Source organism: Variovorax durovernensis (assembly GCF_977011995.1).
This window is the reverse complement of record NZ_CDRNCW010000001.1, coordinates 955,001-978,467: the sequence shown is the minus strand read 5'-3', so window position 1 is coordinate 978,467 and position 23,467 is coordinate 955,001. Positions and strand designations below refer to the sequence as shown.

21 protein-coding genes and 2 rRNA genes (1 of these 23 only partly in view) are annotated in these 23,467 nt (G+C 64.8%); 15 read left to right on the top strand and 8 right to left on the bottom strand.

What is annotated here, in order from left to right:
* The first annotated feature begins 7 nt into the window (after positions 1–7).
* Entirely contained in the window at positions 8–841 is an 834-nt protein-coding gene (locus ACWV14_RS04525; RefSeq protein ID WP_454906420.1) for a phosphatase PAP2 family protein, read from the top strand.
* A 10-nt stretch (positions 842–851) separates the two neighbouring features.
* Here ACWV14_RS04525 and ACWV14_RS04520 read toward each other — a convergent pair whose 3' ends face one another.
* Positions 852–1,922: an asparaginase gene (locus tag ACWV14_RS04520; RefSeq protein ID WP_081270152.1), complete on the bottom strand. Its 1,071-nt coding sequence runs from the start codon at positions 1,920–1,922 to the stop codon at positions 852–854.
* Between the two features lie 148 nt (positions 1,923–2,070).
* Here ACWV14_RS04520 and ACWV14_RS04515 point away from each other — a divergent pair, with 148 nt between their 5' ends.
* Positions 2,071–2,751 (top strand): TetR family transcriptional regulator C-terminal domain-containing protein, encoded by a 681-nt coding sequence (locus ACWV14_RS04515; protein ID WP_422089122.1) that lies wholly within the window; start codon positions 2,071–2,073, stop codon positions 2,749–2,751.
* 152 nt (positions 2,752–2,903) lie between these two features.
* Positions 2,904–4,046 carry a hypothetical protein gene (locus ACWV14_RS04510; RefSeq protein WP_454906422.1) on the top strand — a complete coding sequence of 381 codons (1,143 nt, stop codon included), beginning with the start codon at positions 2,904–2,906 and terminating at the stop codon, positions 4,044–4,046.
* A gap of 34 nt (positions 4,047–4,080) precedes the next feature.
* Here ACWV14_RS04510 and ACWV14_RS04505 read toward each other — a convergent pair whose 3' ends face one another.
* Positions 4,081–4,350, bottom strand: coding sequence for a hypothetical protein (locus ACWV14_RS04505; protein WP_454906424.1), 270 nt, complete (start codon positions 4,348–4,350; stop codon positions 4,081–4,083).
* A 223-nt stretch (positions 4,351–4,573) separates the two neighbouring features.
* On the opposite strand from ACWV14_RS04505, the gene ACWV14_RS04500 reads away from it, so the two are divergent.
* The 7 genes from ACWV14_RS04500 (at position 4,574) to ACWV14_RS04470 (ending at position 11,409) form a co-directional block, all read left to right on the top strand.
* Positions 4,574–5,161, top strand: a complete 588-nt coding sequence (locus ACWV14_RS04500) for an NAD(P)H-dependent oxidoreductase (RefSeq protein ID WP_285414265.1) — start codon at positions 4,574–4,576, stop codon at positions 5,159–5,161.
* Entirely contained in the window at positions 5,158–6,432 is a 1,275-nt protein-coding gene (locus tag ACWV14_RS04495; RefSeq protein ID WP_454906426.1) for an amidohydrolase family protein, read from the top strand. Before ACWV14_RS04500 ends, ACWV14_RS04495 begins: the two co-directional genes overlap by 4 nt.
* A gap of 17 nt (positions 6,433–6,449) precedes the next feature.
* Positions 6,450–7,313 (top strand): creatininase family protein, encoded by an 864-nt coding sequence (locus ACWV14_RS04490; protein ID WP_454906428.1) that lies wholly within the window; start codon positions 6,450–6,452, stop codon positions 7,311–7,313.
* Positions 7,314–7,387: 74 nt separating this feature from the next.
* A complete protein-coding gene (locus ACWV14_RS04485; RefSeq protein WP_454906430.1) occupies positions 7,388–8,371 on the top strand; it encodes an ABC transporter substrate-binding protein in 984 nt (327 codons plus the stop codon).
* A 19-nt stretch (positions 8,372–8,390) separates the two neighbouring features.
* Positions 8,391–9,227, top strand: a complete 837-nt coding sequence (locus ACWV14_RS04480; RefSeq protein WP_081270157.1) for an ABC transporter ATP-binding protein — start codon at positions 8,391–8,393, stop codon at positions 9,225–9,227.
* The gene (locus ACWV14_RS04475; RefSeq protein ID WP_454906432.1) at positions 9,224–10,030 is read left to right on the top strand and encodes an ABC transporter permease; all 807 of its coding nucleotides are present in this window, start codon (positions 9,224–9,226) and stop codon (positions 10,028–10,030) included. The genes ACWV14_RS04480 and ACWV14_RS04475 overlap by 4 nt, the downstream gene beginning before the upstream one ends.
* A gap of 8 nt (positions 10,031–10,038) precedes the next feature.
* A complete protein-coding gene (locus tag ACWV14_RS04470) occupies positions 10,039–11,409 on the top strand; it encodes an FAD-binding oxidoreductase (protein WP_454907826.1) in 1,371 nt (456 codons plus the stop codon).
* Positions 11,410–11,415: 6 nt separating this feature from the next.
* On the opposite strand, the gene lnt is transcribed toward ACWV14_RS04470, so the two are convergent.
* From lnt to ACWV14_RS04450, 4 genes are all read right to left on the bottom strand, one after another.
* Entirely contained in the window at positions 11,416–12,984 is a 1,569-nt protein-coding gene (lnt, locus tag ACWV14_RS04465) for an apolipoprotein N-acyltransferase (RefSeq protein WP_454906434.1), read from the bottom strand.
* Entirely contained in the window at positions 12,984–13,862 is an 879-nt protein-coding gene (locus ACWV14_RS04460) for an HlyC/CorC family transporter (protein ID WP_454906436.1), read from the bottom strand. The genes lnt and ACWV14_RS04460 overlap by 1 nt, the downstream gene beginning before the upstream one ends.
* 188 nt (positions 13,863–14,050) lie before the next feature.
* Positions 14,051–14,779, bottom strand: a complete 729-nt coding sequence (locus ACWV14_RS04455; RefSeq protein ID WP_454906438.1) for an N-acetyltransferase family protein — start codon at positions 14,777–14,779, stop codon at positions 14,051–14,053.
* Positions 14,780–14,891: 112 nt separating this feature from the next.
* Entirely contained in the window at positions 14,892–15,365 is a 474-nt protein-coding gene (locus ACWV14_RS04450) for an Lrp/AsnC family transcriptional regulator (protein ID WP_081270170.1), read from the bottom strand.
* A gap of 144 nt (positions 15,366–15,509) precedes the next feature.
* Here ACWV14_RS04450 and hppD point away from each other — a divergent pair, with 144 nt between their 5' ends.
* The 5 genes from hppD to ACWV14_RS04425 all read left to right on the top strand — a co-directional run bounded on the left by hppD (position 15,510) and on the right by ACWV14_RS04425 (position 21,111).
* A complete protein-coding gene (hppD, locus tag ACWV14_RS04445) occupies positions 15,510–16,637 on the top strand; it encodes a 4-hydroxyphenylpyruvate dioxygenase (RefSeq protein WP_422084825.1) in 1,128 nt (375 codons plus the stop codon).
* 29 nt (positions 16,638–16,666) lie between these two features.
* A complete protein-coding gene (locus ACWV14_RS04440; protein ID WP_454906441.1) occupies positions 16,667–17,467 on the top strand; it encodes a transporter substrate-binding domain-containing protein in 801 nt (266 codons plus the stop codon).
* Between the two features lie 24 nt (positions 17,468–17,491).
* Positions 17,492–18,370: a phenylalanine 4-monooxygenase gene (gene phhA / locus ACWV14_RS04435; protein ID WP_454906443.1), complete on the top strand. Its 879-nt coding sequence runs from the start codon at positions 17,492–17,494 to the stop codon at positions 18,368–18,370.
* Between the two features lie 116 nt (positions 18,371–18,486).
* Positions 18,487–20,178 (top strand): AMP-binding protein, encoded by a 1,692-nt coding sequence (locus ACWV14_RS04430; RefSeq protein WP_454906445.1) that lies wholly within the window; start codon positions 18,487–18,489, stop codon positions 20,176–20,178.
* A complete protein-coding gene (locus ACWV14_RS04425; RefSeq protein WP_454906446.1) occupies positions 20,179–21,111 on the top strand; it encodes an MBL fold metallo-hydrolase in 933 nt (310 codons plus the stop codon).
* 79 nt (positions 21,112–21,190) lie between these two features.
* On the opposite strand, the gene rrf is transcribed toward ACWV14_RS04425, so the two are convergent.
* Positions 21,191–21,303, bottom strand: a 5S ribosomal RNA gene (gene rrf, locus ACWV14_RS04420).
* Between the two features lie 128 nt (positions 21,304–21,431).
* Positions 21,432–23,467: ribosomal RNA gene (locus ACWV14_RS04415) — 23S ribosomal RNA — on the bottom strand; it runs 835 nt beyond the window's last position.

The following is a 23,467-nucleotide window of genomic DNA, read 5'->3' as shown; positions in this document are numbered from 1 at the left end:
GCGCCGCATGTCGACGGAAGCCTCTCTTGCACCCCTTGCCCCCCTTGTCATTGCTGCCCAGCAGCTCGGCGCGCACGCGCTGCCCTGGTTCCTTTCCCTTCTCGCGCTGTCCGTGCTCGGTGCCGGCGCGGCCTGCCATGTGCTGCAAAAGCGCCACTTCAAGGCGCAAGACACCGAAGAGCCCAGCGAGCCGCGCATCGCGCTCGGCCTCGCCTCGGGCTTCGTGCTGATCCTGCTGGCGTCGAGCCTATTCGCATGGATCGCCTCGAACATCTCCGACGGCCGCGTGCTCGGCCAGGCTGACCATGCGCTGACCGATGCCATCGCCACCCATTTGCCCTGGGCGGCGCTGGTGACGTTCAGCTGGGTCACGCACCTGGGCGACGCGGCCTTCCTCGGGCCGGTGTGCCTGCTGGTGGCGACCGTGCTGTGGTGGCATGCGCACCGCGGCCTGGCACTGGGCTGGGTGCTGGCCCTGGGCGGCATCGTGTTGCTGAACCCTGCGCTCAAACACATCTTCGAGCGGGCCCGGCCGTTGCACGACCACGGTCTGGCGCTGGAGACGAGCTACAGCTTTCCCAGCGGCCACAGCGCTGGCGCGATCGTGAGCTACGGGATGCTGCTGTACCTGGTGTTGCGCACGCTGCCTGCGCGCTGGCACGTGCCGGGTGCAATGGCCGCCGTCGGGGCCATCGTCACCATCGCTTGCAGCCGCATCTTCCTGCAGGTGCACTTCGCAAGCGATGTGGCGGCCGGCCTGCTGACCGGCTTCGCCTGGCTGCTCGTGTGCGTGAGCAGCCTGGAGTACGCGCGGCACCGCAAGAGCCGCACCGCGCGCTGAGCCCGCGGGCTCAATACTCCCAGAAGATTCGCTGCAGTTCCTTGGTGTCGCTGGTCTTGGTCAAGGCAACCATCGCCAGGATGCGCGCCTTCTGCGGGCGCAGGTCGTGTGCCACCACCCAGTCGTACTTGTCGTCGGGCTGCTCGGCATTGCGGATGACGAAGCCGTCGGGCACGCGCGAACTGCGGATCACGATCACGCCATCGGCGCGCGCCTTCTGCAGGTTAGGCACGATGCGGTCGGCCACCGATCCGTTGCCGGTGCCGCCGTGGATCAGCGCCTTGACGCCGCTCTTGGCGATGGCGTCGATGGCGATGGACGACACGCCCTCGTAGCCCATCGCAATTTCCACCGGCGGCAGCGCGCTGATGTTGTCGATGTTGAACTCCGAGTTCATGGTGTGGCGCTTGACCGGTGCGCGGAACCAGTAGTTGCGGCCCTCGACCACCATGCCCAGCGGACCCCACTGGCTGGAGAACGCGCTGGTCTTGATGTTGACGTTCTTGCTCACGTCGCGGCCGCTGTCGATGTTGTCGTTCATCGTCACCAGCACGCCCTTGCCCATGGCGTCCTTGCTGCCCGCCACGCTCACGGCGTCATACAGGTTGAGCGCGCCGTCGGCCGACAGCGCGGTGCCCGGGCGCATCGAGCCGACCACCACGATCGGCTTGCTGGTGTGCACGGTGAGCGTCAGGAAGTAGGCGGTTTCCTCGAGCGTGTCGGTGCCGTGCGTGATGACGATGCCGTCGACGTCGCTCTGCTTCGACAGTGCCGACACGCGCTTGGCGAGCGTCAGCAGGTTGTCGTTGGTGAGGCTTTCCGATGCGACCTGGAACACCTGTTCGCCGCGCACGTTGGCCACCTTGGAGAGCTCCGGCAGGCCTGCGATGAGCTTTTCGACACCGACCTTGGCGGCCGCGTAGGTGGCGCTGTTGACGGCCGAGGCGCCTGCGCCCGCAATGGTGCCGCCGGTCGCCAGGATCACCACATTGGGGAGCGCCTGCTGTGCCTGCGCGAGCGCACTGGCGGCGAGCAATGCCGCGCCGGCCGCGAAGGCCCTGAAACGGGGGGAAAGATACATGGAGATCTCCTTGGTTGAAATGAATTATTCGAGGCGGCGAGGAAGATACATGAACCATGCCCGCATGCCCTGCGCGCTCATGCCGGCATGGCATACGGCCATGCGCGAAGGATTACCATCGACCGCGCGCACCGCTGCCACCCTTGCCATGAACGCCGAATCCGCCGCCCTCCCCGTCCCGACCGCCGCCCAGGAAATGCCCGCACCCGACGGCCCGCTGTCGCGCGCGCGCCCGGGCCGCGAACGCATCATGGCGGCCATCCGCACCGCCGCGGTCATGGAGTTCAGCCTGCATGGGCTCAAGGGCACCTCGACCCAGGCCATCGCGGCGCGCGCGGGCCTGACCAAGCCCCAGCTGCACTACTACATCGCGGGCAAGGAAGAGCTCTACGAAGAGCTGCTGATGCAGGTGCTGCATGCGTGGAAGGTGGTTTTCTCCTTCGAGGACGCGAGCGACCCGGCCACGGTGCTGGGCGACTACATCCGCAAGAAGCTCGACCATGCGATCGACAGCCCCGAGATGTCGCGCATCTTCACGCGCGAGATCCTCGACGGCGGGCGCAACCTCGACCGCTACTGGCCCAACGCGCGGGCGTGGACGCAGAAGAAGGTCGACATCATCAATGGCTGGATCGCGCGCGGGCAGATGCGCCCGCTCGATGCGCGCATCCTGCTGATGCACATCTGGGCCATGACCCAGAGCTACGCCGACTACGCGATCCAGACGCGCGTGATGCTCGGCCTGCCGCCCGACGCACCGATCGACCGCGAACCGATCGCGCGCGAGCTGGTGGCCTTCGTGCTGGGCGGCTGCGGCATCAAAGCCTAGCCTTTCTTCTTACCTCTCCTGTGCGGGCCCACGCGCCCGATTCGCCAAGTGACTTTCGGCACTAGTGGCAGCGGGCGGGCGCACCTACCTTCGCACCCTTCGCCGGCGGGCTGTTCCGTCGAAGCGAATCGAAGCATAAGGAGCTGAGGATCATGAAGACGAAGTTGCTCGTTGCCGCGTTGCTCGCGGCAACGCTGGTGGCATGTGGCGGTGGTGGCGGAGGAGGAGGCGGCGACCTGCCGATCTGGACGAACCCGGGGCCGGGGCCGGGGCCGAACCCGGGTCCCGCACCGAACCCGCAGCCGCAGCCGCAGCCGAACCCCAATCCCACCCCGACACCCACGCCGATCAGCGCGAACTACAAGTACCTGACTTTCGATCAGGACCGCGACCCGGACGTCGACTCGGCCACGAAGCGCTATGACGACTACATCGCGCTGCTGAACCGCGAAGGCGCCGCGGGCTACCGCTACATCGAAGGCTCGGCGGGTGGCACCATCGTGTCGCTGCGCGACCAGTTCCTGATGGTGAATGACACGGACACCACCTACAGCTACGAGTACAAGACCATCGTGATCAACGTGCAGCAAGCCGACGTGATGCCCCGCCTGCTGCAACAGATGAAGGACCAGGGAGCGCAAGGCAAGGTCTTCATTCAGTTCCTTGGCCATCTCGACAACACGCCACCGCCTGACTCCAACATCATCTTCGCCATGCTCTATCGAAAGGACGAAGGCGCGCCGACCACCTATGAAGTCGAAGCCGCGGACTACCCGGCGACAGTGGCCGACCTGCTCGCCACCGCGAACTCGATGGGCGCCAACGGCTTCAGGCCATGGAATGTGGAGACGGTCGGCCTGTCGCACGAACGCAAGCAGTTCTTCATCAAGGACCGCAGCAGCCCTGCACAGTACGAGATGAAGGCGGTGACCAGCCCGCTGAGCGTCGTCGGCGGCGACTTCCCGGATGTCAAGAAGCAGATCCAGGACCAGGGCGCCCTGGGCTACCGGCTGCTGAAGAGCCGGTCTCTGATCGACGGCAATGGCGAGGAGAAAGGCTTCTTCCTGTACCTGAAGGACACGACGCAGGCCAGCACCTACGAGTTCGAGTTCCTCGACAACCCCGACACGTTGTTCGGCCTGCAGGAAGCCAACGCGGCGCAGGCCAACGCACAGACGGCCAACGGCCTGCGCTATTTCGGCGAGCCGGATGCACCGATCTTCTTCCGGTCGCTGAACTGCACGGGCGTGCTGTGCCTGTCGCCCACCAAGGCCGAGCGCTCGGAAAACCTCTGATGCGCTGAACGCGGCCGGCGTCGACCGGCCGTGTTCAGAGCCCGTGCACCCACCACAGCCCATCCGGTGGGATGCGCAGCTTCAGCGTGGTCTCGCCGACCGAGTCGAAGCGATACTCCTGCCCGCCGATGACGACGGACTTCATGTTCGTCCACACCCGGTAGTCATAGCCCTCGGGGGTCGGCGTGACTTGCAGTACGCGGAACACCGGTGGCACGGTCACGGCGATGCGCACCCGCGCCGAGGCGCTGCCGCTGCCCGCCGTGGACTCGGCGCCGCACAAGATCGGTGCAAGAAGCAGCACGGCTACCGCACCTCCCAGGCCGCGGCGGCCGGATTGAAGCCAACTTCCCTTCATAAAGCCCGATCCGCAAGAACATGATTCGCGGGCGCCGCCACGGCGCCCAGCCTCCGGATATCGGCCACGGCGAGAAAAACTGAAGGGCCCCGCCCCCGCCTGTGCGCGCCCGCTGGCACGTCGCTTGCATAACCTGACCACTTGCTCTGATTAAGCGGTCAAACACACCATGCGCGTGCTCGTCGTCTATTGCCACCCGGTCGAAACCAGCTTCCATGCCGCCCTGCACCAGGAGGTGCTGAAGAACCTGCGCGCCGCCGGGCACGAGGTGGACGACTGCGACCTTTACGCCGAGGGCTTCAACCCGGTGCTGTCGCGCGAGGAGCGGCTGGGCTACCACGACGTGCCGTCCAACCAGCTGCCGCTCGCGCCCTACGTGGAACGGCTGCAGTGGGCCGAGGGCATCGTGTTCTGCTTTCCGACCTGGTGCTTCGGCCTGCCGGCAATGCTCAAGGGCTACTTCGACCGGCTCTTCATGCCCGGCGTGGCCTTCGACATCAGCGACCCGGCCAACGTGAAGCCGATGCTCACGCACATCAAGCGCATCAGCGCCGTGGTCACCTACGGCCGCCCCCGCTGGATGGCGATGTACATGGGCGACCCGCCACGAAAGATCGTGACGCGCTACATGAAGCGGCTCACCGGCCAGAAGGCCAAGGTGGACTACCACGCCCACTACCACATGAACATCGCGACCGAGCCCCAGCTCAAGCGCTTCATGGCGCGCGTGGGCCAGGCGATGGCGCGCTTCGCATGAACGCGCCCTCGCACATCGACAACCTGCGGCTGCCGCGCTGGCTGCTGCCGACGGACTGGCCGCTGCACGAGGGCGTGCCGGTGCTGGCACGCATCGCGATCGAGGCGGGCCGCGTGCATTCGGTGCGGCCGATGCACGGCACCGACCTGCCCGCCTCGCCGGGCTGGGATGCCGCCGGCAGGCTGGCGCTGCCCGGCTTCGTCGATGCCCACACGCACCTCGACAAGGCCTTCACCCTGCCGCGCATGAAAGAGGTGCGGCCCGGCCTGCTCGGCGCCATCGACGCGATGCTCGCCGACCGCGTGCACTGGACATCCGCCGACGTGCGCGAGCGCGCCTCTCGCGGCCTGCAGTGGGCCTGGGAATGCGGCACCACGCATGTGCGCACGCACGTCGACTGGTGGGAGCCCGAGTCGCTGCCGATGGCCTGGCCGGTGATGGCCGAGCTTGCGCAGGAATGGGCCGGCAAGGTGCGGCTGGAGCAGGTGAGCCTCATCAAGCTGTCGCTGTTCGAAGACGCGGCGCAGGCGATGCGGCTCGCGAAGCAGGTGAAGGCCACCGGGCCGCATGCGCTGCTCGGCGGCTTCGTGCACTCCACCAACTGGAGCGAGAACGCGCTGCGCAACCTGCTGGTGGCAGCGCAGGCCTGCGACCTCGACATCGACCTGCATGTGGACGAAGAGCTCAACGCCGCCGCGGTCGGACTGCAGACCACGGCACGCATCCTGCGCGAGATCGGCTACGAAGGCCGCGTGGTCTGCGGCCACATCTGCGCGCTCTCTGCCCAGCCGGAGGCGCAGGCCTTCGCCACGCTCGACGCGGTGGCGCGCGCGCCGATCACCGTGGTGTCGCTGCCCGCCACCAACCTGCTGCTGCAGGACGCCGTCACCGGCCGCACGCCGCGCCAGCGCGGCATCACGCTGGTGAAGGAAGCGCGCGAGCGCGGCATTCCGCTGCTGTTCGCGAGCGACAACGTGCAAGACCCCTTCTGCCGGCTCGGCAGCTTCGACCCCGTAGAAGCGCTGGGCACCGCCGCGCTGGTGGCGCAGCTCGACGAGCCCTTCGACACCTGGTCGCAAACGCTGTGCCGCGGCGACTGGCTGCAGCGCGCGCCAGCGGCATCCAACCCCACGCTGGTCGGCGCGAAGGCCGATCTCGTGCTGTTCATGCAGGCCGACCGCCACGGCTGGCCCTCGCGCACTGCCACCCGCGTTGTGCTGCGCGACGGCCGGGTGACGCACGGCGACGCGACGCCTTTCTTCCCCAAGTAGAGAACACAAGGACTCCCATGCTCCACGGCTACATCCCGCCCCACCGCTTCCTGCCCTACCTGAGCTGGACAGAAATCGCCGCGCTGCCCGACCGCGAGAACACAGTCATCGTGTTGCCCTGCGGCGCCATCGAGCAGCACGGGCCGCACCTGCCGTGCTCGGTCGACAGCGTCATCTCGTCGGGCGTGATGGGCAAGGCGCTCGAGAAGCTGCCGGCGGATGTGCGCGCCTTCGCGCTGCCGCCCATCACCTATGGCAAGTCGGAGGAGCACCTGCACTTTCCGGGCACCATGACGCTCACCGGCACCACGCTGCTCGCGACCGTGACCGAGATCGGCGAATCGGTGTATCGCGCCGGCTTTCGCAAGCTGCTGTTCGCCAACGGCCACGGCGGCCAGCCGCAGGTGCTGGAGATGGCCGCGCGCGAACTGCGGCTGCGCCACGGCGACTTCGTGGTGGTGCCGCACGGCGTGTCACGGCTGCCGAGCGCGGCCAGCAAGCAGGTGAGCGAGCAGGAGAAAAAGCTCGCGATGCACGCCGGCCATTCCGAGACCGCGCTGATGCTCGCGCTCGCGCCCGAGACGGTGCACATGGAGCGCGCGGTGGCCAACTTTCCGCCGCCCTTTCCCATCAAGCTGCTGTCGGCCGACGGCCGCCCGGCCTGCGCCTGGACCGCGCGCGACTTCGGCCCGAGCGGCGTCATCGGCGACCCGACCACGGCCACGCGCGAACAGGGCGAGGCCATCCTGGACACGCTCTCCGACAGCTGGGTGCAGGCGCTGACAGAGCTCTACGCGCTGCGCTGGGTCGTGCGCGAGGAAGCCACCTGGGAGCGCGGACACCAGCAGGGCTTCATCCAGCAGCAATTCGAAGCCGCCTGAGCCTGCTTCTTGCATCGACCCGTTCACCGCATTCTTTTCTCCGAAAACTCTCCAGCCTCCGAAAGGTCCCCACCATGCGCTCCTTCGCACTGTCCCTGGCCGGCGCCGCCGCCATCGCCTTCCTCGCCACCGCGCCCGCGCAGGCCGAGGACAAGTTCACCTACATGACCAACTGGTACGCGCAGGCGGAGCACGGCGGCTTCTACCAGGCGGTGGCGCAGGGCATCTACAAGAAGTACGGCCTGGACGTGACCATCAAGATGGGTGGCCCGCAGGTCAACATCACGCAGATGATGGCCGCCGGCCAGGCCGACTGCATCATGGGCTCGAGCGACATCCAGATGATGCAGGTGCGCGAAGGCGGCGTGCCGGTGGTCAACGTGGCGGCCTTCTTCCAGAAAGACCCGCAGGTGCTGATCGCGCATGACGACGTGAAGAAGTTCGAAGACCTGAAGGGCAAGACGCTGCTCATCGGCGCGCAGGCGCAGCGCGGCTACTGGCCTTGGCTGAAGGCCAAGTTCGGCTTCACCGACGAGCAGACGCGGCCCTACACCTTCAACATCCAGCCCTTCGTGGCCGACAAGAACACCGCGCAGCAGGGCTACCTGACCTCCGAGCCTTATGCCATCCAGAAAGCCGGCGTGAAGAGCACGGTGCTGATGTTCAGCGACCACGGCTTCCCCGCCTATGCGACCACCGTGTCGTGCATGGAAAAGACGCTGAAGGACCGCAACAAGCAGGTCGCCGCCTTCGTGAAGGCCTCGGCCGAAGGCTGGAAGAGCTACCTCGCCGATCCGGCGCCCGCCAACGCGTTGATCAAGAAGGACAACCCCAACATGACCGACGACCAGCTGGCCTACAGCGTCGCCAAGCTCAAGGAGATGGGGATGATCACCGGCGGCGACGCAGCCAAGCTGGGCATCGGCGTGATGACCGATGCGCGCGCCAAGGCGAGCTACGACTTCCTCGTGAGCGCGAAGCTGCTCGACCCGTCGAAAGTGGAGCTGGCCAAGACGTACACGACCGAGTTCGTGAAGGACGCCAAGGTCCTGCCCTGATCTTGCCAAGGCCCGCCGCATGAACCGCATCGAACCCCACACCCTGGCGCCACCGCCGGAACTCTCGCCTTCGGTGCCAGCCGTCGAAGTGCTCTCGGCCGAGAAGACCTACCCCAACGGCACGCAGGCGCTGCTGCCGGTGGACCTGTCGATCGCCGAGGGCGAATTCGTCACGCTGCTCGGCCCCTCGGGCTGCGGCAAGAGCACGCTGCTGAAGATGGTGGCGGGCATGCTCGAGCCCAGCGACGGGCGGCTGCTGGTGTGGCGCAAGCCGGTGGGCCAGTTGCACGACAGCGCACGCAAGATGTCGTTCGTGTTCCAGTCGCCCACGCTGATGCCGTGGGCCAGCGTGCGCACCAACGTGCGGCTGCCGCTGGACCTGGCCGGCGTGCCGCGCAAGGAGGCCGACGCGCGGGTGATGGAGTCGCTAGCGCTTGTGGGGCTGGAGAAGTTCGCCGACGCGCTGCCGCGCGCGCTCTCGGGCGGCATGCAGATGCGCGTGTCGATCGCGCGCGGCCTCGTCACGCAGCCCGACCTGCTGCTGATGGACGAGCCCTTCGGCGCACTCGACGAGATCACGCGCCACAAGCTCGACGCCGACCTGCTGGAGCTGTGGCGCAAGAAGAAGCTCACGGTGATCTTCGTGACGCACTCGATCCACGAAGCCGTGTTCCTGTCGAGCCGCGTGGTGATGATGGCCGCGCGGCCCGGCCGCGTGGTCGAGCAGTTCCACATCGACGAACCGTACCCGCGCAGCGCCGACTTCATGGTGACGCCTGAATTCGCGCGCCACGCCAAGCAGCTGCAAGACAGCCTGCTGCGCGCCAGCAGCACCGACGAGGAGCACGCGCGATGAAAAAGAACATGCCCCTTCTGAGCCAGCCGCGCGTGCAGCGCGTGCTGTACCCGGTGCTGATCGGCGTGGTGCTGGTGGCGCTGTGGCAGTGGATGGTGGTGGCGATGGAGCTGCCCGCCTACCTCGTGCCCTCGCCCTACCTGATGATGCAGACGCTGGTGACCGACTGGGCGCCGCTGGGCAATGCGCTGCTGGTCACGCTGAAGATCACGGTGCTGTCGTTCCTGCTGGCCACTGTTGCGGGCGTGCTGATCTCGTTCCTGTTCGTGCAGAGCAAGCGCATCGAGACCGCGCTCTTTCCGTATGCGGTGCTGCTGCAGGTGACGCCCATCGTGGCGGTGGCGCCGCTGATCATCATCTGGGTGAAGAACCCGGTGGCCGCCATGACAGTGTGCGCGGCGCTGGTGGCGCTGTTCCCCATCATCAGCAACACCACGCTGGGCCTGCGCAGCATCGACCCCGACCTGCAGAGCTACTTCAAGCTCAACCGCGCGACGCGCTGGCAGCAGCTGGTGCGGCTGCGCATTCCGAGCGCGCTGCCGTATTTCTTCGGCGGGCTGCGCATCTCCAGCGGCCTCGCGCTGATCGGCGCGGTGGTGGCGGAGTTCGTCGCGGGCACGGGCGGCTCCGGCGCGGGGCTGGCCTACCAGATCCTGCAGGCGGGCTTCCAGCTGAACATTCCGCGCATGTTCGCCGCGCTGCTGCTCATTTCCCTCACCGGTGTCGCGCTCTTCGTGCTGATGGCCTGGCTCACCAAGGTGGCGCTGGGCTCGTGGCATGCGAGCGAACTTTCCCAGGATTGACCTTGACCATGAACGCTCCCGTTTCCGCCATCGAGCAACTGCTGCTCGAACTGCCCGACCTCGACTGGATCAGCGACGAAAGCCGCGTGACGCGCCTGTCGCAGGACTTCTCGTGGTTCAGCCCCGTGCTCAACCGCCAGCTCAAGGACAAGCGCGCCGACGTGGTGGTGCGCCCACGCACCGAGGAAGAGATCCGCACCGTGGTGGGCGCCTGCGCGCGCCGCGGCGTGCCGATCACCATCCGCGGCAGCGGCACCGGCAACTACGGCCAGACCACGCCGCTGGCCGGCGGCGTGGTGCTCGACATGACGGGCTACAACAGCTGCCTGTGGGTGCGGCCCGGCGTGGCACGTGCGCAGGCCGGCATCCGCCTCGGTGAACTCGAGAAGCAGACCAAGCCCACCGGCCAGGAAATGCGCTGCGTGCCATCGACCTACCGCAGCGCGACGCTGGGCGGCCTCTTCGGCGGCGGCTTCGGCGGCGTGGGTTCCATCAACTACGGGCCGCTGGGTGCGCCGGGCAATGTGCTCGGCATCCGCGCGATGAGCATCGAGGCGGAGCCGCAGGTGGTCGAGCTGCGCGGCGCCGAGGCAATGCGCATGCACCACCTGTGGGGCACCAACGGTCTGGTGCTGGAGCTGGAAATCGCCCTGGCGCCCGCGCATCCGTGGCTGGAGACGCTGGTTACCTTCGACAACTTCGAGGGCGCACTGCACTTCGCCGACAAGCTCGCGAACGCGCCGGGCATCGTGAAGCGCGAAGTCGCATTCTTCGCCGCGCCCATCTCGGACCACCTGGCGCAGCTGGCGGTGCACCTGCCCAAGGGCTGCCATACGGTGCTGTCGCTGGTGGCCGAACCGTGCGAGCCCGCGATGCTGCAACTGGCCGAGGCGCACGGCGGCACGGTGAGCTATCGCAAGACGGCGGCCGAGGTGCAGAAGAGCAACCGCACGCTGATGGAATTCACCTGGAACCACACGACGCTGCACGCGCTCAAGATCGATCCGACGCTGACCTACCTGCAGAGCGGCTTCGTGCCCGGCAAGCATGTCGAGCAGGTGATCGAGATGGAAAAGCTGCTGGGCGGCGAGGTGATGATGCACCTGGAGTTCATCCGCAACGTGGCGGGCCTCATGACCTGCAGCGGGCTGCAGCTGGTGCGCTTCAGCACCGAGGAGCGGCTGCAGGAGATCATGCGCATCCACCGCGAGCACAACGTGCACATCAACAACCCGCACGTGAACATCGTGGAAGACGGCAAGGCCGGCGGGCCGCTGCCGTCCGAGGTCATCGCGGTGAAGAAGCGCTTCGACCCGATGGGGCTGCTGAATCCCGGCAAGCTGCGCGACTGGCCAGTGAAGGGCGCGCGGGGCGCCTGAGGCTGCTCAATCGCGGCCGCGGCGGCCCAGCGCGAAGGCTGCGGCCACGGTGGCCATCGCCAGGATCCACAGCGGCCACAGCCCGAAGGGCGCGACCCAGCGCGCATACGGCGTGAGGCCGCGCCGGCCTTCGACGCTGGCTTCGAGCACGCCGCGCGTGAGGCGCGGCAGTTCGTGCGTCACGCGGCCTTCGGCGTCGATCACCACGGTGGCGCCGGTGTTGGTGGAGCGCACCATCGGCCGCGCGAATTCGAGCGCGCGCATGCGCGAGATCGACAGGTGCTCGTCGATGGCCACGGAGTCGCCGAACCACGCGATGTTGCTCACGTTGAGCAGGATGGTCGGCGCGCTGGCCTCGTCGCGGAAGTTCGCGCCGATCTCGTCGCCGAACAAGTCCTCGTAGCAGATGTTCGGCGCGATGCGCTGGCCCTGCCAGACGAAGGGCGCCTGAGCGAGGCCGCCGCGCGCGAAGTCGCCCAGAGGGATGTTCATCATCTCGATGAACCAGCGAAAGCCCGTTGGAATGAATTCGCCGAAGGGCACCAGGTGGTGTTTGCTGTACTGGTAGACCTGCGAGGCGCCGGGCTGGAAGCCCAGCACCGAGTTGCTGTAGGTGCCCGGGCCGCCCATCGGCAGGCCGACGATGGCCGCCTGGTTGCCCTGGCTGTAGCGCGCCTGGATGGCGTCGAGATAGCCGGGCGGCAGTTGCTGCGGCAGCAGCGGCAAGGCGGTCTCGGGAGTGACGACGAGCGAGGCCTTGGCGTCGCGCAACTGCTCGCCGTACCAGCGCAGCGCGGTCTCGATGCCGCCGCCGGGAATGAATTTCTCGTCCTGCGGGATGTTGCCCTGCAAGAGCGCGACGTTCAGGCTGCCGGTCGCGCCGCCTGCGCCCCTCACGTCGCCGCGAAGCGGCGGCACGAGATGCGGCACGGCGAACACCAGTGCGAGGAGCACCACGCCCGGCACCGCGTCGGCCATGCGAACCGGGCGATGCAACGCGAACAGCGCAACCACCAGCGCAGCCGCCGCGCCGATGCCGTAGACGCCCACCCACGGCGCGAGCGCCGCGAGCGGCCCTTCGACATGCGCATAGCCGCCGGCGCCCCACGGAAAGCCGGTGAACCAGCTGCCGCGCACGAGTTCCGCGAGCGTCCAGAGCGCCGCGAAGACCAGCGCGCCCGTCACCCGCCCTTTCGGGCCGCGCACCACGAACCATGCCGCCGCTGCGGCGTAGTAGAGCCCCAGCGCGGCGGCCAGCGCCAGCACCGCAATGGCCGCCAGCGGCGCGGGCAGGCCGCCGTAGGTGTGCATCGAAATGAAGAGCCACCAGAAGCTGCCGGTGAGCCACGCTGTGGAGAACAGCCAGCCGTGCAGGCCGGCGCGGCGCCAGCCCGCCCCCTGCGCGCGCAGGCCGTCGAGAAGCCAGACCAGCGCGCCGAGCGACAGCAGCTGCAGCCACCACAAGGGCTTGCCGCCGGCGGGCGAGGCCATCGAAAGCGCCTGGGCAAGGCCGGCCGCACCGAAGCCGAGCAGGCGGAACAGATTGGCGGAAGGAGATGCCGGCGCGCGGGCCATCAGTCGGCCACGTCGCTGCCGCGGGCCGGGGACACCTTGAACCAGCGCACCGCGCCGCCCTTGGTGTGCAGCACCACGAAGTCGAAGCCGCCCATCGCGTGATGCTCGCCGCGCTTGGGCACATGGCCCATCTCGTGCGCGATCAGCCCGCCGATGGTGTCGAAGTCTTCGCTGAGCTGCTCTTCGTTGAAGACGATGCCGAAGGCCTCGGCCACGCGATCGATGGGCGTGTCGCCGGAGACGCGGTAGGTGTGGTCGGCCAGGCCGAAGATGTCGCCTTCGTCTTCGGCGATGTCGAACTCGTCCTCGATCTCGCCGACGATCTGCTCGAGCACGTCCTCGATGGTGATGAGGCCGGCCACGCGGCCGAATTCGTCGATGACGATGGCCAGGTGGTTGCGGTTGCCGCGGAACTCGCGCAGCAGGTCGTTCAGGCCCTTGCTCTCGGGCACGAAGGTCGCCGGCCGCAGCAGGGCACGGATGTTCAGGCCCGGCGCGCGCTGCAGCTTGAGCAGGTCCTTCGCGAGCAGGATGCCGATGATGTTTTCTTTTTCGCCCTCGTACACCGGAAAGCGCGAGTGCGCGGTGTCGATGATGAGATGCAGCAGCGCGTCGAACGGGGCGTCGATGTTGATGACGTCCATGCGCGGTGCCGCGACCATCACGTCGCCGGCCGTCATGTCGGCCATGCGCAGCACGCCCTCGAGCATCACGCGCGACTCTGCGCCGATCACCTCGTTGTCCTCGGCGTCCGCCAGGGTTTCGATCAGCTCGTCGCGCGAGTCTGGACCGGGGTGGATGAATTCGGCGAGCTTCTGGAGAAAGCCGCGCTTGTCTTCCCGTTCTACGGGAGCGCGTTCAGAGTGAGGTTCGGCCACTGCGGGAGGGCGGAGTTGAGGAAGGGCAAGGATACCGGATTGCGTGTGACACGCTCCACCGTACGACTCGGTCAAGGGTAAGAACGGAGGCGGCCGCCGCCGGGCCGCCCCAAGGCGAGCCGCGCCTCCACCTCGGGGGGTGGCGAATTACACGCAGCGCAGCGGAGTGAAAAGCCGGGGGGCCAGACTTATGGAGCCGATTTTTTCCGGGCTTCGCGCATGCCGCTGCGCATTTCCTGCAGGCCGGCCAGAAAGGCCCAGAACTGCTTGGCGCGGCTCTTGAGGGCGAAATCGACGGCGGCGTAGTGCTCGAGCGCGATTTCGCTCATGCGGCTGTCGAAGGTGGCGCTGGGCAGCTCCAGGTGGGCTTCGGCTTCGGAACCGCTGCGCACCACGGTGGCGCCGGCATTGCGGGCGATCTTCAGCATGGCGGCGTTTTCGCTCAGCGCATGGATGAAGAGCATGCCCACGCCTTCGTTGCGGGCCACGACCACGGCGCGCTCGAACAGTCGGGCACCGTAGCCCCGGCCGCGGGCGTGCGCCGAGACCGACACGCCGAATTCGGCGCAATCGCTGTGCTGGTCGCCGGGGGCGAAGGCCAGGTGCGCCATCGCGATCAGGTCGAGGCGGCGGTTGTAGATGCCGAAGAGTTCGTCGCGTTCGAAGTCGAGGCTGTCGACGTAGCGCTGGACCTGCTCGTCGGCCGCCGCGTAGCCGAAGCGCAGGTAGCGGTCGTGCGGGGTGAGTTCGAGCAGGTGGCGCGCAATGCGTTCGCGTTCACGGGGACCGATAGAGCGGATCGGCACCATGACGGGTTGAGGCGCGCTGGCAGCGCGTGGTTGCGCCTCAACCATCGGCGCTTTCAGGAAAGAGCCAAGGCCGAGAGACGCTTTGAGAAGGGTCTTGGCGGTGAGCATGGCTCGAATGTAAGGGTTTTCCCTTAATCATCAAGCCACCAGGGTCAATTGCGGGACAGGTTCGTGAATCAGTGCCGAAACGCGTGGCGCTCGTGCAACCCTGCCGCTGCGGTCAGACGGGGACGGCCGTCGTGGCCTTGACGCGGTCCAGCACGAAGCTGGTCTTGCAGTCTTCCACGCTGGGGTGCTTGAGCAGGGTGTCCATGATGAAACGGCTGTAGTGGGCCATGTCGGCCACGACCACGCGCAGCAGGTAGTCCATGTCGCCGGTGAGCGCGGCGCACTCGACCACCTCGGGCCAGGTCTGCACGCTGGCGCGGAACAGGTCCATGGGGTTGCGCTTGTGGGTCTCGGTGTGCTTTTCGAGCCGCACGTTGAGATAGGCGGTCAGCCCCAGGCCGATGGCTTCGGGCTGGACCAGGGCGACATAGCGGTCGATGACCCGGCTTTCCTCCAGCCGCTTGACCCGCCGCAGCACGGCGCTCGGCGACAGGCTCACCTGCTCCGCGAGCTGATCGTAAGTTGCGCGCCCGTCTGCTTGCAGCGTGCGCAGAATGAGCCTATCAATCTTGTCCAGTGCTTCCATTTCCATATTCTTGCAGTTTTACTGCGTAGGAGCCACCACAAGCGCCCGGAAACGCAGAAAACCTGAGAGCCATCCACCCTACATTGCATGACTGGCCGATTTCGCGCCTTTTCATTGAATACCCCACCTTTCCGGAGACCACGCATGAGCCAAGCCGACGCACCCGCCTTCACCCCCTGGGAGAACCCCATGGGCACCGACGGCTTCGAATTCATCGAGTACGCGGCACCCGATCCGGTCGCCATGGGCAAGGTGTTCGAGCGCATGGGTTTCAAGGCGGTGGCCAAGCACCGCCACAAGAACGTGCTGCTGTATCGCCAGGGCACCATCAATTTCATCCTGAACGCCGAGCCTGACTCCTTCGCGCAGAAGTTCGCGCGCGAACACGGCCCGAGCGTGTGCGCCATCGCCTTCCGCGTGCAGGATGCCAAGCAAGCCTACGAACGCGCCACGGCACTCGGCGCATGGGGTTTTGCCGACAAGGCCGGCCCCGGCGAACTGAACATTCCCGCCATCAAGGGCATCGGCGACAGCCTGATCTACCTGGTGGACCGCTGGCCCGGCAAGAACGGTGCAAAGCCCGGTGACATCGGCAACATCGGCTTCTACGACGTCGACTTCGAGGCGCTGCCCGGCGTTGCGCCGGAGCAGGCGCTTTCGCCGTTCGGCAACGGCCTGACCTACATCGACCACCTGACGCACAACGTGTATCGCGGCCGCATGAACGTCTGGGCAGGCTTCTACGAGAAGCTCTTCAACTTCCGCGAAATCAAGTACTTCGACATCGAAGGCCAGGTGACGGGCGTGAAGAGCAAGGCCATGACCAGCCCCTGCGGCAAGATCCGCATCCCGATCAACGAAGAGGGCAAGGAGCAGGCCGGCCAGATCCAGGAGTACCTGGACATGTACAAGGGCGAAGGCATCCAGCACATCGCCATGGGCTCGGACGACCTCTACAGCACTGTCGACGCGCTGCGCGCCAACGGCGTCACGCTGCTCGACACCATCGACACGTACTACGAACTGGTGGACAAGCGCATTCCGGAGCACGGCGAAAGCGTTGCCGAGCTGCAAAAGCGCAAGATCCTGATCGACGGCAAGAAGGACGCCCTGCTGCTGCAGATCTTCAGCGAGAACCAGCTCGGCCCGATCTTCTTCGAGTTCATCCAGCGCAAGGGCGACGACGGCTTCGGCAACGGCAACTTCAAGGCGCTGTTCGAGAGCATCGAGCTCGACCAGATGCGCCGTGGCGTGCTAAGCGCCGCAAAATAAGCGCTTCTTCATTGCCCCAGGAGCCCGGCATGCGCAGCACGTCTTCGATCAGTCTGACCTTCATCGCGGCGGCTGCCGCCGTTCTTTCGGGTTGCGCCATGCCGCCGGCGGCAACGCCGGTGGCCGGCTCGCACCTCGACACGGTGCAGAAGGCCGCGGTATTGCGCGTCTGCACGCCGGGCGACTACAAGCCCTTCAGCTTCCAGAAGGCCGACGGGGCGTTCGAGGGCATCGACGTCGACCTCATGACGGGCTTCAGCGCCAGCCTCGGCGCAAAGCCGGAGTGGATCAAGACCACATGGGCCAACCTGCTGCCCGACCTTGCCGCCGGCAAGTGCGACATCGCGGTGGGCGGCGTGTCGGTCACCACCGACCGGCAAAAGCGCGCCTTCTTCAGCGCGCCCTACATGGTCAACGGCAAGACGCCCATTGCACGCTGCGCCGACGTTGCCAAGTACCAGAGCGTGGCCGACATCGACAAGCCGTCGGTGCGCGTCATCTTCAATCCGGGCGGCAGCAACGAACGCTTCGCCCGCACCAATTTCAAGCAGGCCAGGCTCACGCTGCACGGCGAGAACGTGACGATCTTCGACGAGATCCTCGCGAACCGCGCCGACGTGTTCGTCACCGAGTCGGCCGAGGCCATCACGCAGCAGAAGCTCAAGCCGGGCCTGTGCGCGATCAACCCCGACAAGCCGCTGCAGTACGGCGAAATGGCCTGGATGCTGCCGCGCGACGACGTGGCCTTCAAATCGTACGTCGACCAGTGGCTGCACCTGCAGCAGGCCGGCGGCGACTTCCAGCGCACGATGGACCGCTGGCTCAAGTAACCCTTCTTCTCCGAGATCGTTTTCATGGACTCCCCCGCCGCAGCAGCAGCTGTCACCCCCGCCGTGTATGGCGCCTCGGACCGCCCGCCGCGCGGCGACTACTCGCGCGGCGGTACCGTGCTGGCCGACTACACCTGCCCGCAGGACTGGGCCAGCTACACGGCCGCCGACCATGACACCTACAAGCGGCTCTACGAGCGGCAGGCCGCGCAGTTGCCGGGGCTGGCCTGCGATGCCTTCATCAAGGCGCTGCCGTCGCTGGGCGTCAAAGACCGCATCCCGCGCTTCGAAGAGCTCAACGAGCGGCTGCATCGCGCAACCGGCTGGGAGATCGTCGCGGTGCCGGGGCTGATTCCCGAGCTGCCGTTCTTCACCCTGCTCGCGAACCGCAAGTTTCCGGTAACGGACTGGATCCGCAAGCCCGAGGAGTTCGACTACATCGTCGAACCCGACGTGTTCCACGATCTGTTCGGCCATGTGCCGATGCTGTTCGACCCGACCTTCGCCGACTATGTGCAGCGCTATGGCGCGGGCGGCATCAAGGCGCACGAGCTGGGCGCCGGCGAAAAGCTCGCGCGGCTGTATTGGTACACGGTGGAGTTCGGGCTGATCCGCCAGCCGGACGGCCTGCGCGCATACGGCGCCGGCATCCTCAGCTCGGTCGGCGAGCTGAAGCACGCAGTGCTCAGCGACGAGCCGCTCCGGCTGCCGATCGACCTGCTGCGCGCCATGCGCACGCGCTACAAGATCGACACCTACCAGGCCAACTACTTCGTGATCGACAGCTTCGCGCAGCTGTTCGACCTCACGGCGCCCGACTTCACGCCGCTGTACGAGTCGCTCGAGGTCGCACCCGACATCGAAGCCGGCGTGCTGCTGCCGGGCGAGACGGGCAAGGCCTGAGTCTTTCGGTCGCCGCGCCGCTATCGCGCGCGCGACAGCGCAGGCCCGCGCCCTAGGACAAGCCCGCTGGCGGCGGAGGCGCACTGCCTCCCACAATCCGCGCCAAAGGAGCTTGCATGCAGACATCCGCGCGACAAAACTATCCTGCCGGCGTACCGCACGAGATTCATCCCGAGCAGTACCGGTCGTTGCCCCACATGTTCGAGGAAGCCTTCGGCCGCTATGCCGATCGGCCGTTCTCGGTCTGCATGGAGCGGTGGATGTCTTTTGGCGAACTCGACACGCTGTCGAAGGCGCTCGGCGCGTGGCTGCAGTCGCGCGGGCTCGAGCCGGGCGCGCGCGTGGCCATCATGCTGCCCAACATTCCGCAGTTCGCAGTCACGATGTGCGGCGTGCTGCGCGCGGGGTACACATGCGTGAACGTCAATCCGCTGTACACGGCGCGTGAACTGGAGCATCAGCTCAAGGACTCGGGCGCGACCGCCATCGTCATTCTTGAGAACTTCGCGTCGACGCTCGACAAAGTGATCGAGCGCACGCCCGTGAAGCATGTGGTCGTTACGTCGATGGGCGATCTGCTGGGCGGCCTGTACGGCGCGTGGATCACGATCGCGGTACGGCATCTGGCGAAGATCGTGCCGGCCTACAAGCTGCCTCTGAGCGACGGCCGCTCGGTCACGCCGTTCACGCAGGCGATGGCCGAGGGGCGTGGCCGCACGCTGGGTCCGGACCGCAGCACGCTCGACTCCATCGCATTCCTGCAGTACACGGGCGGTACGACGGGTCTGTCGAAGGGTGCGGTGCTGACGCATCGCAACATCGTGGCAGCGACACTGCAGGCCGAAGCCTGGTTCACTCCGGCACTCGAGCGCGCCGGCGATCTGTCGAAGGTCAACAGCATCGCGGCGCTGCCGCTGTATCACATCTTCGCGCTGACGCTGTGCCTGCTGGCGATCCGCCAGGGTTCGCACATGACGCTGATCCCGAATCCGCGCGACTTCAACAAGTTCATTGCAGTGCTGAAGAAGCGGCCCTTTCACATGCTGCCTGCGGTGAACACGCTGTTCAATGCGCTGCTGATGCATCCGGAATTCAAGACGCTCGATTTCTCTACGCTGTTCGTCTCGCAGGCGGGGGGCATGGCAGCTTCTGAAGGGACCGCGCGCAAATGGTTCGAGGCCACCGGCTGCCCGATGATCGAGGGCTGGGGGATGAGCGAGACCTGCGCGATCGGGACCAACAACCCGGTGTCGAACACCGAGTTCACCGGGACGATCGGACTGCCGCTGCCGAGCATCGAGATCGCAATCAAGGACGACGAAGGGAATTCACTCCCTGTGGGGCAGTCCGGCGAACTCTGCATCAAGGGCCCCAACGTGATGGTGGGCTACTACAACCAGCCCGCGGAGACTGCGGCGGCGTTCACTGCAGATGGCTTCATGCGCACTGGTGATATCGCCGTGATGCAGGAAGATGGCTACAGCCGGATCGTCGACCGCAAGAAAGACATGATCCTGGTGAGCGGCTTCAACGTGTTTCCGAACGAGCTCGAGAACGTGATTTCGCTCTGCCCTGGAGTTGTGGAATGTGCGGCTGTGGGGGTACCCGACGAGAAGCAGGGAGAGGCGATCAAGGTGTTCGTGGTGCGAAGGGATCCGGCGCTGACGGAGGATGCGGTGCTCCAGTATTGCCACTCGCAGCTCACGGGCTACAAGCGACCGAAGCACATCGAGTTTCGGGAGTCGCTGCCTAAGACGAATGTGGGGAAGATCCTGCGGCGGGAGCTTCGCGCCAGTGCGGGCGCCTGAATGAGCCATTCGTCGGCAAGCGCTGGTCTTCCGGCGAATGTGGTTGTGCTCGAGCGGGGCTGGCTGTCTTCGAACAACATTTTGTTCCTGGGCGCCGAGGAGACGGCGATGGTCGACACCGGATATGCCGCGCATGCGGAGCAGACGGTGACACTCGTCGAGTCGGTGCTTGGTGACCGGGCGCTTGATCGCATCTTGAATACGCATCTGCACAGCGATCACTGTGGAGGCAACGCGGCGCTGAAGGAGCGCTATCCATCGGTTCGCATCGAGATACCGCCAGGCGAAGCGGCTCTGGTGGAGCGTTGGGACGAAGGTGGCCTGAGTTTTTTGGCGACGGGACAGAATTGCCCTCGATTCGGCTTCACCGGACTGCTGCGGCCGGACACTGAGTGCATGCTGGGTGACAGGCTGTGGCAGGTGCATGCGGCACCAGGGCACGATCCGCACTCGATCATTTTGTTCGAGGCTGCGTCCCGGACACTGATCTCCGCGGATGCGCTGTGGGAGCACGGATTCGGGATTGCTTTCCCCGAGCTTGCCGGCGAGCCTTCATTCGGGGACATGGCGGCAACGCTGGATTTGATCGAATCGCTTGAGCCCTTGCGGGTGATTCCTGGGCATGGCGCGATCTTCGACGACGTCGGCAAGGCTCTGTCGGTTGCACGCAAGCGTCTTGACGGATTGCAGCGTGATCCGGTCAAGCACGCGCGGCACGCGATCAAGGTGCTGATGAAATTCAAGCTGCTGGAGGTGCAGGTTGTTTCTCTTGAAGAATGGCAATCGTGGCTGCGCGGTACACCGTACTTGGCCATGATTCACGCCCGGTTCTTTGGGGGAGTTGAATTCGATCAACTCACTGTTGATATTTTGCGGGAATTGATCGCTGCTGGGGCTGCGGAGAAAGACCAGATCGCAGTTCGCAATCTTTAAAGGTCAGAGTTTATTTCTCGCAAACCCAAAGCAAAAAACCCCAGTCAATAGATTGACTGGGGTTTTCTGGGCTGTAAGAGCCTGACGATGACCTACTTTCACACGGGAACCCGCACTATCATCGGCGCTGAGTCGTTTCACTGTCCTGTTCGGGATGGGAAGGAGTGGGACCAACTCGCTATGGTCATCAGGCATAAAGGGTTGTCCGGTTGATCACGCGATCAATCGAACGAATTCATAGAGTTTGGAATCAGCTTTTGGCGAATTGTTTTGAATGCGTCAACTTGGCATAACACCTTGATCTGATCGATCAAAGTTATAGGGTCAAGCCGCACGAGCAATTAGTATCAGTTAGCTTAACGCATTACTGCGCTTCCACACCTGACCTATCAACGTCCTGGTCTTGAACGACTCTTCAGGGGGCTCAAGGCCCCGGCAGATCTCATCTTGAAACGAGTTTCCCGCTTAGATGCTTTCAGCGGTTATCTCTTCCACACTTAGCTACTCGGCAATGCCACTGGCGTGACAACCGATACACCAGAGGTGTGTCCACTCCGGTCCTCTCGTACTAGGAGCAGGCTTCCTCAAATCTGCAGCGCCCACGGAAGATAGGGACCAAACTGTCTCACGACGTTTTAAACCCAGCTCACGTACCTCTTTAAATGGCGAACAGCCATACCCTTGGGACCGGCTACAGCCCCAGGATGAGATGAGCCGACATCGAGGTGCCAAACACCGCCGTCGATATGAACTCTTGGGCGGTATCAGCCTGTTATCCCCAGAGTACCTTTTATCCGTTGAGCGATGGCCCTTCCATACAGAACCACCGGATCACTATGTCCTGCTTTCGCATCTGCTCGACTTGTCAGTCTCGCAGTTAAGCACGCTTATGCCATTGCACTATCGTCACGATGTCCGACCGTAACTAGCGTACCTTCGAACTCCTCCGTTACGCTTTGGGAGGAGACCGCCCCAGTCAAACTGCCTACCATGCACTGTCCCCGATCCAGATAATGGACCTAGGTTAGAACCTCAAACACACCAGGGTGGTATTTCAACGTTGGCTCCACAAGATCTAGCGACCCTGCTTCAAAGCCTCCCACCTATCCTACACAGATCTGTTCAAAGTCCAATACAAAGCTACAGTAAAGGTTCATGGGGTCTTTCCGTCTTTCCGCGGGGAGATTGCATCATCACAAACATTTCAACTTCGCTGAGTCTCAGGAGGAGACAGTGTGGCCATCGTTACGCCATTCGTGCAGGTCGGAACTTACCCGACAAGGAATTTCGCTACCTTAGGACCGTTATAGTTACGGCCGCCGTTTACTGGGACTTCAATCAAGAGCTTGCACCCCATCATTTAATCTTCCAGCACCGGGCAGGCGTCACACCCTATACGTCCACTTTCGTGTTTGCAGAGTGCTGTGTTTTTAATAAACAGTCGCAGCCACCGATTTTTTGCAACCCATTCATGCTCCGTTGTTCACTTCACACTAATAGGGCACACCTTCTTCCGAAGTTACGGTGTCAATTTGCCGAGTTCCTTCTCCTGAGTTCTCTCAAGCGCCTTAGAATACTCATCTCGCGCACCAGTGTCGGTTTGCGGTACGGTCGTATATAGCTGAAGCTTAGTGGCTTTTCCTGGAACCTCGTTCAGTCACTTCACCAGCAAGCTGGCTCGATCGTTGGCCTCGGTATATGTGCACCGGATTTGCCTAATGCACGCCTACATCCAACTAAACCGGGATATCCAACACCCGGATGACCTATTAAGATCCGTCCCCACATCGCACTATATATCGGTACAGGAATATTGACCTGTTTCCCATCAGCTACGCATCTCTGCCTCGCCTTAGGGGCCGACTCACTCTACGCCGATGAACGTTGCGTAGAAAACCTTGCGCTTACGGCGAGGGGGCTTTTCACCCCCTTTAACGCTACTCATGTCAGCATTCGCACTTCTGATACCTCCAGCACGCTTTACAACGCACCTTCACAGGCTTACAGAACGCTCTCCTACCACTTGCAATAAATTGCAAATCCGCAGCTTCGGTAACTGGCTTAGCCCCGTTACATCTTCCGCGCAGGACGACTCGATCAGTGAGCTATTACGCTTTCTTTAAATGATGGCTGCTTCTAAGCCAACATCCTGACTGTTTTAGCCTTCCCACTTCGTTTCCCACTTAGCCAATTTTAGGGACCTTAGCTGGCGGTCTGGGTTGTTTCCCTCTTGAGTCCGGACGTTAGCACCCGGTGCTCTGTCTCCCAAGCTGTACTCATCGGTATTCGGAGTTTGCCTTGGTTTGGTAAGTCGCCATGACCCCCTAGCCAAAACAGTGCTCTACCCCCGATGGTA

Bases quoted from the DNA above. Each gene is read 5' to 3' on its own strand.
- ACWV14_RS04450 (WP_081270170.1), bottom strand. From the start codon at position 15,365: ATGGAAGCACTGGACAAGATTGATAGGCTCATTCTGCGCACGCTGCAA.
- ACWV14_RS04525 (WP_454906420.1), top strand. From the start codon at position 8: ATGTCGACGGAAGCCTCTCTTGCACCCCTTGCCCCCCTTGTCATTGCT.
- ACWV14_RS04490 (WP_454906428.1), top strand. From the start codon at position 6,450: ATGCTCCACGGCTACATCCCGCCCCACCGCTTCCTGCCCTACCTGAGC.
- ACWV14_RS04515 (WP_422089122.1), top strand. From the start codon at position 2,071: ATGAACGCCGAATCCGCCGCCCTCCCCGTCCCGACCGCCGCCCAGGAA.
- ACWV14_RS04485 (WP_454906430.1), top strand. From the start codon at position 7,388: ATGCGCTCCTTCGCACTGTCCCTGGCCGGCGCCGCCGCCATCGCCTTC.
- ACWV14_RS04510 (WP_454906422.1), top strand. From the start codon at position 2,904: ATGAAGACGAAGTTGCTCGTTGCCGCGTTGCTCGCGGCAACGCTGGTG.
- ACWV14_RS04520 (WP_081270152.1), bottom strand. From the start codon at position 1,922: ATGTATCTTTCCCCCCGTTTCAGGGCCTTCGCGGCCGGCGCGGCATTG.
- phhA (WP_454906443.1), top strand. From the start codon at position 17,492: ATGGACTCCCCCGCCGCAGCAGCAGCTGTCACCCCCGCCGTGTATGGC.
- hppD (WP_422084825.1), top strand. From the start codon at position 15,510: ATGAGCCAAGCCGACGCACCCGCCTTCACCCCCTGGGAGAACCCCATG.
- ACWV14_RS04480 (WP_081270157.1), top strand. From the start codon at position 8,391: ATGAACCGCATCGAACCCCACACCCTGGCGCCACCGCCGGAACTCTCG.
- ACWV14_RS04470 (WP_454907826.1), top strand. From the start codon at position 10,039: ATGAACGCTCCCGTTTCCGCCATCGAGCAACTGCTGCTCGAACTGCCC.
- ACWV14_RS04500 (WP_285414265.1), top strand. From the start codon at position 4,574: ATGCGCGTGCTCGTCGTCTATTGCCACCCGGTCGAAACCAGCTTCCAT.
- ACWV14_RS04475 (WP_454906432.1), top strand. From the start codon at position 9,224: ATGAAAAAGAACATGCCCCTTCTGAGCCAGCCGCGCGTGCAGCGCGTG.
- ACWV14_RS04495 (WP_454906426.1), top strand. From the start codon at position 5,158: ATGAACGCGCCCTCGCACATCGACAACCTGCGGCTGCCGCGCTGGCTG.
- ACWV14_RS04455 (WP_454906438.1), bottom strand. From the start codon at position 14,779: ATGCTCACCGCCAAGACCCTTCTCAAAGCGTCTCTCGGCCTTGGCTCT.
- ACWV14_RS04440 (WP_454906441.1), top strand. From the start codon at position 16,667: ATGCGCAGCACGTCTTCGATCAGTCTGACCTTCATCGCGGCGGCTGCC.
- ACWV14_RS04425 (WP_454906446.1), top strand. From the start codon at position 20,179: ATGAGCCATTCGTCGGCAAGCGCTGGTCTTCCGGCGAATGTGGTTGTG.
- lnt (WP_454906434.1), bottom strand. From the start codon at position 12,984: ATGGCCCGCGCGCCGGCATCTCCTTCCGCCAATCTGTTCCGCCTGCTC.
- ACWV14_RS04430 (WP_454906445.1), top strand. From the start codon at position 18,487: ATGCAGACATCCGCGCGACAAAACTATCCTGCCGGCGTACCGCACGAG.